Origin of the sequence: Microlunatus sp. GCM10028923 (assembly GCF_042666975.1) — a bacterium.
Taxonomy (GTDB): Bacteria; Actinomycetota; Actinomycetes; order Propionibacteriales; family Propionibacteriaceae; genus Microlunatus.
Window position 1 is genome coordinate 62,443 of record NZ_JBHTFF010000007.1, and the last position, 12,829, is coordinate 75,271.

12 protein-coding genes are annotated in these 12,829 nt (G+C 69.8%); 7 read left to right on the top strand and 5 right to left on the bottom strand.

What is annotated here, in order from left to right; all coding sequences use genetic code 11:
- The first annotated feature begins 74 nt into the window (after nucleotides 1-74).
- From ACFQU4_RS18020 to ACFQU4_RS18045, 6 genes are all read left to right on the top strand, one after another.
- Nucleotides 75-1,556, top strand: coding sequence for an ABC transporter substrate-binding protein (locus tag ACFQU4_RS18020; RefSeq protein WP_377494364.1), 1,482 nt, complete (start codon nucleotides 75-77; stop codon nucleotides 1,554-1,556).
- Complete coding sequence (locus ACFQU4_RS18025) at nucleotides 1,553-2,521, top strand: carbohydrate ABC transporter permease (protein ID WP_377494366.1); 969 nt, start codon at nucleotides 1,553-1,555, stop codon at nucleotides 2,519-2,521. The genes ACFQU4_RS18020 and ACFQU4_RS18025 overlap by 4 nt, the downstream gene beginning before the upstream one ends.
- Nucleotides 2,518-3,426, top strand: a complete 909-nt coding sequence (locus tag ACFQU4_RS18030) for a carbohydrate ABC transporter permease (RefSeq protein ID WP_377494368.1) — start codon at nucleotides 2,518-2,520, stop codon at nucleotides 3,424-3,426. Before ACFQU4_RS18025 ends, ACFQU4_RS18030 begins: the two co-directional genes overlap by 4 nt.
- Entirely contained in the window at nucleotides 3,423-4,667 is a 1,245-nt protein-coding gene (locus ACFQU4_RS18035) for a mandelate racemase/muconate lactonizing enzyme family protein (RefSeq protein WP_377494370.1), read from the top strand. Before ACFQU4_RS18030 ends, ACFQU4_RS18035 begins: the two co-directional genes overlap by 4 nt.
- Before the next feature lie 62 nt (nucleotides 4,668-4,729).
- Nucleotides 4,730-5,536, top strand: coding sequence for an IclR family transcriptional regulator (locus ACFQU4_RS18040; protein ID WP_377494372.1), 807 nt, complete (start codon nucleotides 4,730-4,732; stop codon nucleotides 5,534-5,536).
- Nucleotides 5,537-5,607: 71 nt separating this feature from the next.
- Complete coding sequence (locus ACFQU4_RS18045; protein WP_377494374.1) at nucleotides 5,608-6,150, top strand: dihydrofolate reductase family protein; 543 nt, start codon at nucleotides 5,608-5,610, stop codon at nucleotides 6,148-6,150.
- Nucleotides 6,151-6,178: 28 nt separating this feature from the next.
- Here ACFQU4_RS18045 and ACFQU4_RS18050 read toward each other — a convergent pair whose 3' ends face one another.
- On the bottom strand, nucleotides 6,179-6,940 hold the full coding sequence (locus ACFQU4_RS18050; protein WP_377494376.1) for an SDR family NAD(P)-dependent oxidoreductase: 762 nt from the start codon (nucleotides 6,938-6,940) through the stop codon (nucleotides 6,179-6,181).
- Nucleotides 6,937-7,842 carry a dihydrodipicolinate synthase family protein gene (locus tag ACFQU4_RS18055; RefSeq protein WP_377494378.1) on the bottom strand — a complete coding sequence of 302 codons (906 nt, stop codon included), beginning with the start codon at nucleotides 7,840-7,842 and terminating at the stop codon, nucleotides 6,937-6,939. The genes ACFQU4_RS18050 and ACFQU4_RS18055 overlap by 4 nt, the downstream gene beginning before the upstream one ends.
- Before the next feature lie 148 nt (nucleotides 7,843-7,990).
- On the opposite strand from ACFQU4_RS18055, the gene ACFQU4_RS18060 reads away from it, so the two are divergent.
- The gene (locus ACFQU4_RS18060; protein WP_377494380.1) at nucleotides 7,991-8,593 is read left to right on the top strand and encodes a DM13 domain-containing protein; all 603 of its coding nucleotides are present in this window, start codon (nucleotides 7,991-7,993) and stop codon (nucleotides 8,591-8,593) included.
- Between the two features lie 14 nt (nucleotides 8,594-8,607).
- Here the strand turns inward: ACFQU4_RS18060 and ACFQU4_RS18065 are convergent, their stop codons facing one another.
- From ACFQU4_RS18065 to ACFQU4_RS18075, 3 genes are read right to left on the bottom strand one after another with little or no spacing between them, the layout of a single operon-like run.
- On the bottom strand, nucleotides 8,608-10,050 hold the full coding sequence (locus ACFQU4_RS18065) for a PrsW family intramembrane metalloprotease (RefSeq protein ID WP_377494382.1): 1,443 nt from the start codon (nucleotides 10,048-10,050) through the stop codon (nucleotides 8,608-8,610).
- A gap of 56 nt (nucleotides 10,051-10,106) precedes the next feature.
- Nucleotides 10,107-11,360 carry an amidohydrolase/deacetylase family metallohydrolase gene (locus ACFQU4_RS18070; protein WP_377494384.1) on the bottom strand — a complete coding sequence of 418 codons (1,254 nt, stop codon included), beginning with the start codon at nucleotides 11,358-11,360 and terminating at the stop codon, nucleotides 10,107-10,109.
- Nucleotides 11,361-11,362: 2 nt separating this feature from the next.
- Entirely contained in the window at nucleotides 11,363-12,766 is a 1,404-nt protein-coding gene (locus ACFQU4_RS18075; RefSeq protein ID WP_377494386.1) for an MFS transporter, read from the bottom strand.
- Between the last annotated feature and the right edge of the window lie 63 nt (nucleotides 12,767-12,829).

Here is a 12,829-nt window from a genome sequence, read left to right on the forward strand (position 1 = left end):
CGAATCCCTATTTATGGGTCTAAGATTCACCATACGGTTCTTTCATTCAGACACTTCTGCAAGGAGGCAGGTTCGTGACCGGTTCCACCCTCACTCGCCGTGGCCTGTTGCGCGGCCTCGGCGCCGGCGCGGCCATCGGCATCGGCGCGGCATCCACCGCGTCGTGCACCCTGTTCGGCTCCGGCCCGAGCAGCACGTCCAGCAACGGCACCGTCACCCTGACCGTCGCGATCGTGCCGGACCCGTCGGGCGCCTCGCAGTTCTACGCCGAACAGTTCGCCGCCTTCACCAAGAAGACCGGCATCAACGTCAAGATCATCGAGAACCCGACCGACCAGCAACTCAACGCGATCGAGTTGATGTTCCAGCAGGGCAACGCTCCGGACGTGTTCCGCTGCCAGGGCGCCGAGGCGTTGAACCGGATCTCCGGTCGCGGCTGGGTCGCCGCACTGGACGAGCAGGCCACGGCCAGTGATCTTGCCTCCCGGTTCCCCGACGGTGCGCTCGATCCTCGTACCTCGGGCCTGCACCGGGAGGGCAAGCTGCTGTCGCTGCCGCTGGTCTCCGGCCAGTGGTCCGCCGGCGGATTCCTGGTCTACAACAAGACGCTGCTCGCCGAGGGCGGGTACGCGGAGCCGCCGAAGACCGTCGGCGAGTACGAGACGTACGCCAGATCCCTGACCAGCAAGGGATCCGGCAAGTACTTCGGCGCGGCGCTGTCCGGTGCCAAGCCGGCCGACATCAACGCGCTGCAGGCGCAGGCCGGGCCGTCCAGCATCGGCGGCATCGGGATCGACTACCGCACCGGCAAGACCGCCTTCGACGACCCCTCGCTGGTCGACGCGGTCGAGCTGATCCGCAAGCTGCAGGCCGACAAGGTCTACCAGCCGGGCTGGGAGAGCTGGGACGGCGCTCGGGTCTTCACCGAGTTCGCCAAGGGCAAGATCGGCTTCTACATCGGTGGCGGCTGGAACGTGAACGAGATCGCCAAGCTCAATCCCGAGCTCGACTTCGGGGTCAGCCCGGTCCCGGTCCCGGACTCCGGCCGCAAGGGGTACTACGGACAGTCCTCGGCGTTCGCGCCGCTGTGGTCGATGTCGGCCGAGTCCAAGCACCCCGAGGAGGCCTGGAAGCTGATGGACTTCCTCGTCTCGGAGGAGTTCCAGCGCGCCTACTTCGCGAAGTTCCGTACCTTCACCGCGATGGAATCGGCCTGGCGCGAGGCGACCGATCTCTCCGAGCAGGAGAAGGGGATCATCGAGGCGTTCGACGCGAGCATCCGGCGCGCGCCCGGACCGGCCACCGACGGCAGCGTCGGCGTGCAGAAGCTGCTCGCGGCCAAGAGCGCGAAGCCCGACCTCGCGCACGCCGATTCGTCGCTGCAGTCGATCACCCGCAACGAGGACTTCGCGCCGAAGGCGGCCACCCTGAACAAGAGCCTGGACGCGTTCCTCGACGCCGAGATCAAGAAGCTCAGCGGTTCCGGGGTCGAGGTGTCCCGGGACGACCTGGTCTACGCCGACTACGACCCGCTCAAGGACTGGACGCCGGCGTGACCGCTTCCCCGTCCATGATCACCGGTCCCGGAGCGCCGCGGCGGACCCGGCAGAAGAGCCTCGGCCGGCGCATGATCGAACACCGGTGGCACTACCTGTTCCTGGTGCCGATGCTGGTGCTGTTCGTCCTGTTCACCGTCTGGCCGATGATCGCGAGCTGGTACTACTCGTTCTTCGACTGGGACGGGCTCGGGCCGGCGGAGGACTTCCTCGGCGTGCAGAACTACACCGAGGTGCTGACCAGCCCGCGGTTCTGGAACGCCTTCAAGAACTCGTTCATCTTCTCGCTGGTCGCGATCTTCGTGCAGATGCCGCTGACCTTGATCATGGCGATCATCCTGAACAACCCGCGGCTGCGCGGCCGGAACCTCTATCGGCTGTTCCTGTTCCTGCCGGTGGTCACCACGACCGCCGTGGTCGGCATCGTGTTCGCGGTGATGCTCGACCCGTCCGGCGGCTTCGTCAACGAGGTGCTGCAGTCGACCGGTCTGATCAAGGACCCGATCAACTTCCTCGGCTCCGAGGGCAGTGCGCTGCCGACGGTGTTGATCATCGATCTGTGGAAGGGGTTCGGCATCACGCTGATCTACTGGCTGGCCGCTCTGCAGACGATCCCGGCCGAGATCTACGAGGCGGCCAAGGTGGACGGTGCCGGCGCCCGGCAGGTGCTGACCAACATCACGGTGCCGATGCTGGTGCCGATCGCGATCGTGATCCTGCTGCTCACCTTCCAGTCCAGCATGAATCCGTTCGACCTGATCCAGGCGACCACGAAGGCCGGCCCGAACTATGCGACCGACGTCGTGGCGACCTACATCTACCGGTACGCGTTCGATCCGGAGATGGCCGCGCCACGGTACGGGTTTGCCTGCGCCGCCGGCGTCGTCTTCGGGATGTTCACGTTGATCTTGACCCTGATCCAGGCTCCGCTGTTGCGGCGCCGCTACACGAAGGGGGTCGCATGACGACGCTGGCCGATCGTGAGCTCGCCACCCCGGCCGCACCGTCGGACAGTCCGAGCCGGGGCGGATCACAGCTCTCCCTGTGGTTCCGGCACCGGGCCAAGCTGTGGCACCTGTTCCTGCTGCCGTTCTGCCTGGTCTGGATCTACCCGTTCATCTGGGTGCTGTCGAGTGCGTTCAAGTCGCAGTCCGAGATGTTGCTCGGCGGGCTCTCCGTACTCCCCCAGCAGCCGACGCTGGACAACTTCAGCCGGGCCTGGCAGACGGCCAACTTCGGCGCCTACACGGCGAACACGGTGGTCTTCTCGTTCACCGTGGTGGTGATCATCGTGCTGGTGTCGGCCACCGCCGGGTACGCTCTCGGCCGCGGCCGGATGCCCGGCAAGAAGATCATCATCGGCGTCCTGATCGCGACCATGTTCATCCCGCACGGCTACACGATCATCCCGGTGTTCAAGCTGGTCGACGCGCTCGGCCTGAACAACGGGCTGATCGGCGCCGTGCTGGCCGCGGCCGGTCCGGCGCACGTGATCCAGATCCTCTTGTTCATGGGCTATTTCGCCCAGCTGCCGCAGGAGCTGGAGGACGCGGCCAAGATCGACGGCGCCGGCTTCCTGCGCACCTTCGCCACCGTGATGCTGCCACTGGCGAAGCCGATCATCGGCACCGTCACGCTGTTCTCCTTCATCGGCGCCTGGAACGCGTTCATGGTGCCACTGGTCTTCACGCTGGGGCGGCCCGAACTGCGTACCCTGGGCGTGGGCATGTACAGCTTCTTCGGCCAGTACACGGCCGACTGGACCGGTCTCGCCGCGGCCGCCTGCATCAGCCTGGTGCCGATCGTCACGGTCTTCCTGTTTTTGCAACGCACGTTCGTCGAAGGGATCGCAGGAGCAGTGAAATCATGAGCCAACACATGATCAACCACGGCATGGTGTCCGATGATGATCATCCGGATCTGGCCGAGCGTCGACTGACCGCAGCAGCCCCGGGCCGGCCGGAGTTGATCATCAGCTCGGTCGAGGCCTTCCCGCTCACCCTGACCGGCGACGGACGGCCGGATCCCGCCGGAGCCCGCTACCACGTCGGGCGGAACCGGCCGACGATCTATCCGACCGGCCGCGAGACGCTGTTCGTCCGGATCGAGACCGAGTCGGGCCACGTCGGCTGGGGCGAGGCCCTGGCGCCGGCGGCGCCACGGGTCCCGGCCGCGATCGTCACCGACCTGCTGACGCCGGCCCTGGTCGGCGCCGACGCCGCCGAGGTCAAGCCGCTGCGGTTCCGGCTCGGCGAGTTGATGCGGGAACGCGGGCACCTGGTCGGGCACCAGGCCGACGCGCTGGCCGCGGTCGACATCGCGCTCTGGGACCTGCTCGGCGTCGCCACCGGCCTGTCGGTGGCGACCCTGCTCGGCGGCGCGTACCGCCGGGAGATCCCGAGTTATGTGACCAGTGTCGGCGGCGCCACCGACGAGGCCCGCGGCGAAACGATCATGAAACTGATCGAGGGTGGTGCGAGCCGGTTCAAGCTGCACCTCGGCAACGGCGTCGACGCCGACCTGCGCAGCTTCGATGTCGCGGCGGCGGCCGGGCGCGCGGCGCTGCCCGACGTCAAGATCGCCGTCGACAGCCATTGCGTGTACGACGGCGCCGACGCGCTCCGGCTGGCCCGGGAACTCGGCGCCCGCGGTGCCTGGTTCCTGGAGTCGGCGCTGCCCGCCGAGCACGCCGCCGGCTACGCCGAACTGGCCGCCCGGGCCGACCTGCCGATCGCCGGCGGCGAGGCCTTCCGGCACCGTACCGAGGTGACCCAGTGGCTCCGGATGGACGCTCTGGACTACTACCAGCCGGACATCGGCCGGACCGGGATCACCGAGGGGGCGGCGATCGCGGAGCTCGTCAACGCCGCGTACCGGCCGATCCTGCCGCACCACTCGGCCGCCCTCGGGCTGGCCCTGGTGGCCGGACTGCACGTCGCGGCCACGGCCCAGAACGCGCCGTACTTCGAATACGGGCCGGCCACCGTCGAGGCGGCCAACCGGCTGCTGACCACCCCGCTCGAGGCCCGGCCGGACCACTACCGGCTGCCGACCGGACCGGGACTCGGCGTGACGGTCGACGAGGACGCGATCCGGTCGGCGGCGCGCTGATCCGAAGTCGTTGCCGGACCCTGTCACTACAGTGGTCCGACACAGGAACCCAAGGAGGACGGATGGTTCGGGCGGCGGGCAAGGAGCCGGGCGGCACGCAGAGCATCGAGCGGGCGCTGTCGCTGCTGGACGCGTTCACGGAAGAGCATCCGGAGCGCCGGGTGTCGGAACTCGTCCAGTTGACCGGGCTCGGGCAGTCCACCGTGTCCCGACTGGTCGGCGCCCTGGAGGCGCTCGGCTTCCTGGCCCACGACGCCCGGTCCGGCCTCTACCGGATCGGCCGGCGGACGATCAGCCTGTCCTCGCTGGCGCTGAACCAGTCCGCCGTGTTCCGGCAGTCCCGGCAGGTGGCGCAGAACCTGGCCGCCGAATTCGGCCTCGGCACCAACGTCGCGGAGCGGGTCGACGACCGGCTGTTCTACCTGTGCCACTTCGAGGGCCGGCAGGCGCCGCGCAACTTCACGATGGTCGGCCGCGGCGGCCCGCTGCACGCCACCGGACTCGGCAAGGCCCTGCTGTCCGATTCCGACCCCGACGAGGTGGTCGAGCTGCTCGGCAAGACGCTGCCCGGATTCACCCCGAAGACGCTGACCCGCTCGGCCGACCTGCTGAAGGCCCTCGAGGAGGTACGTTCTCGCGGCTACGCCACCGAGATCGAGGAGCTGGCCTTCGGCCGGGCCTGCGTCGCCGCCCCGATCCGCGACCAGACCAGCCGGGTCGTCGCCGCCATCTCCGTCTCCGGCCCGCTGTCCGCGATCGACCTCGGCCGCCGCCAGGACGAACTGGGCACCCTGGTGATCGAGCACGCCGACCAGATCTCCACCGCCCTCGGTTACAACAGCGTGAGCCTCGGCGCCGCCCGCGTCTGACTGGTGTCACTACCGGGCCCGCTTCGCGCTGCCTACCTTGGTACCGAGTCACCGGGGACCAAGGAGAACGCATGTTGATCAAGACCCGCATTTCCATGAGCCTGGACGGGTACATCTCAACCCCGGCCGGCTGGCCGGTGGTCGACGTCGGGCCCAGCACCGAAGATGATCATGGCTTCACCGAGTACAAGGCCGGCTGCGGCGCCGTGGTCTGGGGGCGGACCAGCTTCGACCAGGGCTTCGGCGGTGGCTGGGAAACGTGGCCCTGGCCCGACACTCCCGTGTACGTCCTCTCGTCCCGGCCGTTGCCGGAGCAGGCCGGCGTCTTCGACGGCGATGCCCAGGTGGTCGGCGGCGGCGGCGCCATCCGGTCCCTGCTCGGCGCCGGTGTCCTGGACCGCCTGGAGATCCTGATCATGCCCCTGCTGCTCGGCTCCGGGGTGCCGCTGTTCGACCAACGGCCCGTCCCGTACACCGCCGAAGTCTGGGCCTCGGCGGCAGATCGGCCGCCCGCCGAATCACTGGCCGGATCGTTGACCTCGCTCGAACTGCTGCACCACGGGCACTACGCCGACGGCTTCGCCGAACTGATCTATCGACGCGCCGAACACTGACGCGGAGGACCGCTCCGCACCGAACGCATCAGTCGAAGAACGCTTCCGCGGCGAGGGCCGCCAGGTCGGGGCGGGCACCGGTGGCGGCGGAGGCGATCGAGAGGCCGCCGTCGACGGGGATGATCACGCCGGTGATCGCGCTGGCTTCGTCCGAGGCGAGGAAGTGGACGGCGGCGGCGATCTCGTCGGGATGGATCACCCGGCCCAGCGGGTAACCGGCCTCGAGGCCGGGGCGCAGCGGCGCGTCGGGGCGCGGGACGATGCCGGGGCGGACGCCGTTGACCCGGATGCCGCTGCTCGCGTAGTCCACCGCCATCGCCCGGACCAGGGCCTCGACCGCGCCCTTGGCCGCCGCGTAGGCGGTCACCCGCGGGGCCGGCCGGGTCGCGTTCACCGAGGAGACGGCCACGATCGAACCGCCGGACGAGAGCAGCGGCAGGGCGGCCCGGGCCGTCCGGAACACCGTGTCGACGCTGCCCGTGAAGGCCCGCTGCCAGTCCTCGTCGGAGAGCAGGTGGGCGGGCCCGCGCGGCTGCCGGGCGGCCGCGGTGACCAGGACGTCGAGTCCGCCCAGCGCCTCCGCGGCGCCGGCGACGGCCGACCGCGCGCCGGCGTCGACGGAGCAGTCGGCGACCAGGTCGGCGGCCAACGCCGGATCGCCGGCAGCCTCGAGGGAGACCCCGGCGACCCGGTGCCCGGCGGCGACGAACCGGGCGGTGATCGAGCGCCCGATCGGCGTCGAGGCACCGACCAGCAGCACTCCCTTGGACCGGTTGGTCTGCGAGGTCATCTCGACGGCGTCCAGGCCGGCAGCGGGTTCATCGTCCAGATCAGGTCGAGGGCGGCCCGGCTGCCCGGGTCGAGCGGCTGCACCGGATCCCGTACGGTGTCGTGCTCGATCACCCCGCGCCGGACCAGCACGTCCTTGTGGACGGCGTGCGCGATCCCCGGCTGCAGGCCGAACCTGATCAAGGGCAGCAGCGCGTTGAAGCCGCGGTGCGCCTCCTCCACGCGGCCCTGCTCCCAGTCCCGCAGCACGACGGCGAGCGCATCCGCGAACTCGCAGGCCGGCATGGTGCCCACCCCGCCGCGGGCGTACTCCTCGAGCACGAACAGCGCGTTCTGCCCGCCGAAGACCGCCCAGGTCGTCCCGGCATCGACGACGGCACCGACCTTCGGCGCGGTCGGCTGGGTCTCGATCTTGACCGCCTCGACGCCGGCCAGCTTGCTCAGCTCGACCAGCAGCGGCACCGACATCGCCACCCCGGTCGCGGCGGGGGCGTCCTGCACCATCACCGGCAGCCCGGACCGTTCGGCGACCGTGGCGAAGAAGTCGCCCAGCCGGCCGGCCGGCTGCTTGGTCAGGAACGGCGGCAGCACCATCAGGGCGTCCGCTCCGGCGTCGGCCGCGGCCTGCGCCTGTTCCACCGCCGTCGCCGTGCTGGTCGCGTTCACGCCGGCGACCACGCCGACCTCCGGCCCGGCGACCGTACGGACCTCGGCCAGGATCGCCGCCTTCTCCGCCGAGGTCAGGCTGAACCCCTCGCTGGCCAGACCGAACACGGCGAGCCCGGCCACCTCGCAGTCGAGCTGGAACTCGGTCAGCCGGCGCAGGCCCGGCCGGTCCAGGGCACCGTCGGGTTCGAAGGGCGTGGCCAGGATCGGTACGAGCCCGGTCGCAGGAAACGTCATGGCAACCTCGTGTCGTCGAGACTCACAATATAGAAGTGTCACCCATTATATAGATTTCAATCTCCAGCGTGGCAGGGACCCACAACGTCATCATTCGGTAAGGGGCCGAAGCCTCGCCCGGACCACCACCGACGGCCATGCTGTGATCATGAGACGACTTCTCGTGCCCGGCGTGGCCGCCGCGGTCCTCGCGCTGGCCGTGGTCCTCGCGCTGTTCCAGCCCTGGCGCTTGTTCACGTCCAGCACGGTCGACGAGGCCGAGCTGTCCGCCGCACCGGAAGCGCCGGCGTCGGCTCCGAGCAGTGCGCCGGCCTCCCCTGACCCGACACCGTCCGGCACGCCGTCTCCCGAACCGTCCCGTACCCAGACCCAGACCCAGACGCCGAAGCCGAAGCCCAAACCCGAGGACCTGGAACTGGCCCGCGGCGACTTCGAGGACGCCGAGCACGGTACCTCGGGCGAGGCGGTGATCCGGAAGCTGGCCGACGGCCGGCGGGTGCTCCGCCTGGTCGACCTGGACACCTCCGACGGCCCGGACCTGCACGTCTGGATCACCGACCAGCCGAGCGGCGGCGACTGGGCCTCCTACGACGACGGCCGGTACGTGAAGCTCGGCGTACTCAAGGCCAACCGGGGCAACCAGAACTACGAGATCCCGGCCGACGCCGACCTGGACGGGCTGACCTCGGTGGTGATCTGGTGCGACCGGTTCAACGTCGCCTTCGGTACGGCAGCCGTCGAACTCTCGTGACCGGCCGCCGCTGACTACTGGCTCGGCGGCTTCCAGTTCGGGTCGACCTCGGAGTACTGCGTCGCGGTCTGCCCGAGCGGCACCGAGCCGGGCGACGAGCCGTTCGGGGCCGGGAAGTAGCCGCCGATCCCGGCCGGGCCGGGATAGCTCGGCGCCGGATAGTTCTCGATCTCCGACTTCCGGCGGAAGGCGAGCTTCGGGTAGCGCGCCCGGCCGGTCGGGTTCAGCACCGCCCGGCCGCGCAGCTGCTGCATCCGGGCCAGCAGGATCTTCTCCCGGCGCAGCCCGGCGTCGTCGATGATGCCGCGGGTGATCGCGTCGCGCAGGTACGCCAGCTCGGTCAGCGTCCGCTGCGCCCGGACCGTGTCGATGAACTCGTACGGGCCGAGGAACAGGGCATGCCACAGGGCGCGCAGCCTGGTCCGCAGCCGGGAGGCCGAATACGGCTCGACGTCGAGCAGCCAGCCGAGCCGGTGGTAGTCGGTCAGCCGTTCCCGGATCAGCCGGCCCTCCCGGAACACCTGCCGGACCACGAAGATGATCATGGCCAGCACCAGCGGCAGCGCGACGCCGAAGTACATGAACATCAGCGTCGGGCCGGAGACCAGGGTGGCCGTCGTGTTGAACGCCATGTGCAGGAACGCGGCGGCGCAGAACCCGGCCACCGGGGCCACGATCCGGACCACCTTGCTCTTGTTGCGGATCGCGATCGCCAGCCCGATGCCCGCCATCGAGGTGAACAGCGGATGCCCGAAGCAGGTCAGCAGGCCGCGCTGGAAGGCCAGCGACTGCATCGCCTCCAGCGGCGTGACCGGGCCGAACGTCTGCGCCACGTACCGGTAGACGCGGCCGTAGTAGAGGATGTTCTCGACGAACGCGAAGCCGACGCCGGACAGCCCGGCCAGCACCACGCCGTTGATCCGGCTGACCAGCCGGTACCGCATCAGGATCGCGATGCCGAAGAGCACGGTGGCCTTCGTCGACTCCTCGACGAACGGTGCGACGAAGATCGCCGCCCGGGCTCCGGTGGCCGGGTCGCCGTCGCCGATGATGCTCAGCTGCGAGGCGGCCCAGCTGTTCACGTTCGCCGAGACGAACGTCGCGACGCAGGCGCCCCAGCCGAACACGAGCAGCCAGATCCAGAGCCGCTGCGGCCGGAACCGGTCCGCGAAGAAGAAGATCAGGGAGAGCGGGACGGCGGTCAGCGCGGCGTACCAGGCCGCCTTCGGCAGCGCCTCGGTGCCGAGCCCGATCAGCCGGCCGCCGGGGACCTCGCGGTCCGGGACCACCTGTTGGTAGAGCAGCACCAGCAGCACCGCGTACGTGAACAGCAGCGCGATGCCGATCCAGAAGAGGTGGTTCATCAGCAGCCGCTTGGGCGGCGGAACGCTCGGGTCCGACTCCTTCGGAATACCGGACCGGATCCGGGCACGCCTCTCCGCTACGGTCTCCGACACGACGCCAAGGCTACCGACGGCCGGTTCCAGGGCAACTCCTGACCCGCCCAGGCGGACTAGGGAGCGACGGCGGACCCGGCCGGAGCGTCGCCGCTCTGCGCCAGCAGGGCGACCTCGGCCCGCGATTCCGGCTGCTCCTGCCAGGTCGGCCGGCCCAGCCCGTCCGGGTTCAAGACCACCTCGCCGGCCCGCAGCGTGAGCCGGCAGCGCAGCCGCCGATCCCCCGCCAGCCGGACCCTGCCGCTGTCCAGGTACCCGAAGTCGCCGCGGTCCAGGGCGAACACCGCGACGTCCGCCTCGGCCCCCGGCGCCAGGGTGCCGAGTTCCGGCCGGTGCATCTCCCGGGCCGGCGCGACGGTGACCCGGGCGATCACGTCGGCCAGCGGTACGCCGAGGTTGAGGATCTTGTTCATCGCGGTCTGCAGGTCGATCACCGGGCCGTTGAGGTTGCCGGTGTGCAGGTCGGTGCTGATCGAGTCCGGTACGAAGCCGTCCCGGACCGCCGGCGCCGCGTTCTGGAACCAGAAGCTGGCCGACCCGTGGCCGAGATCGAAGATCACGCCGCGCTCCCGGGCCTGCCAGAGATGATCACGGACCTTGCCCTGGTCGTCGACGATCGGGAACTGCTGGGCGAACACGTGGGTGTGGATGTCGCCGGGCCGCAGGTGGTGCAGGATCAGGTCGGAGTAGCGCCGTTCCTCCTTCCAGGGAAAGAAATCCGTCATCACCGGCACGCCGGCCAGCTCACCGGCCTCGACCGCGCTGTCGACCGCCAGCCACGGCGGGTGCTCGGCGTCGAAGTCGCGCTTGATCCAGTAGTGGGCGGTCTTGATCCCGACCACCACGTCGGCGTACTCCTGCGCGATCGCGGCCGCCGGGCCTGGCCGCAGTTCGGCCGGGTCGTCCTCCCAGGGCCCGTACATGCCGGCGCCGACGATGTTGACGAAGGCCAGGATCCTGATCTTCGCGTGGTCGATGATCCGGCTCTTGAACTCGTGGAAGTCCTTCCAGCCCGACGTCCCGGCGTCGACGATCGTCGTCACGCCGCTGCTGAACGTGTTGATGATCGGATTCAGCGACAGGACGGAGTTGCGGTGCCCGTCGAACGCGTGCACGTGCAGGTCGATCAGGCCCGGCGTCACGTAGTGGCCGGAGACGTCGATCACCTGTGCGGCCCCGGTCGCCAGCCCCGGCCCGACGGCGATCACCCGGCCGCCGCCGAGCGCAACATCGGCGACACCGTCCACGCCGCCCGCCGGATCGATCACGTGCCCGCCGGCGAGCACCAGCTCGGCCGCTTCCGTTTCCACGTTCAGTTCCTCCTCGATCGGGTCCCCGCCGGCTGACGTACGGCATCGCCGGCGCCGGCCGGCAACCGGATCGCGCCGACCGCGGCGAGCAGGGCGAACAGAGCGACGCCGACGAAGGCGACGCCGTACGAGAGCGCGCCGCCCCCGCTGCCGGCGACGATTGTGGCGCCCTGCCAGGCGACCGAGGCCAGCGCGATCGCCAGACCGGCCGCGAGCTGATGCGTGGTGGCCGAGAGCGCGTTGGCGTCACCCATCTGTTCCGGCGGTACGTCGGCCAGCCCGATCGTGTTGTAGCAGGTCATGCCGAGCGACCGGAACACGCCGCTGATCATGGCGAGGATCGCGATCACCGGGATCGGCGTCGCGGCCGTGGTCAGGCCGAGGGCGATCACCGAGCCGGCCAGGCCGAGGGTCGCGACGACCAACAGCGGCCGGAACCCGAACGCGTTGATCAGCCCGGTGGTGGCCGGCTTGATGCCGATGTTGCCGACGAAGACGAAGATCACCAGCGCGCCGGACTGGACCGCCGACCAGCCCAGCCCCTGCTGGAACAGCAGCGGCAGCAGGAACGGCACCGACGACATCGCCAGTTGGAAGGCGAACCCGGAGGCCTGCGAGGCACGGAACGTCCGCACCGACCAGATCCGCAGATTGAGCAGCGGGTGCCGCGCGCGCAGCAGGTGCAGCACCGCGGCCACGATGATGATCACCGAGAGCCCGCCGATCACGGCCGGCCAGATCCCGGGCGACGGGTCGGTGACCAGGTGCGCGGCGTAGGTCAGCCCGCCGAGCCCGACGCCGGACAAGATCATCCCGGTCCAGTCCAGCGGTGGCGGTGCCGGCGCGTCGATCGAGCCGATCAGCCGCCAGGCCGCAATGAACGCGATCACCCCGAGCGGCAGGTTGATCAGGAACATCCAGTGCCACGACGCGTACGTCGTGATCAGACCGCCGGCCAGCGGCGCGATCACCGGCGCCACCAGGGCCGGCCAGACGATGTAGGCGACCAGCCGCACGATGTCGGACTTGTCCGCCGTGTTCAGCACCGCCATCCGGCCGACCGGCACCATCATCGCGCCGCCGACACCCTGCAGCACCCGCATGATCACCAGCATCGGCAGGGTCTGGCTCAGCGCGCAGCCGAGCGAGGCCAGGGTGAAGATCACGATCGCGGAGAGGAAGACGGGCCGGGTGCCGTACCGCCGGGTCAGCCAGTTGCTGAGCGGGATCAGCACCGCCAGCGTGATCAGGTACGACGCCGAGACCAGCCCCACGGCCGCCGGCTCGACCCCGAACGCGGCCGCCATCCGTGGCGCGCTGGTGGTGACGATGGTGCCGTCGAAGTTCTCCATGAAGAAGCACCCCGCGACCAGCAGGGCTGTGTTCCGACGGCGACGGTCGATCATCGCAAGCCCGGTTCCGGCATGTGAAAGTCGATCGGCACAAGTCAGAATCCTACGGGGCCCCTG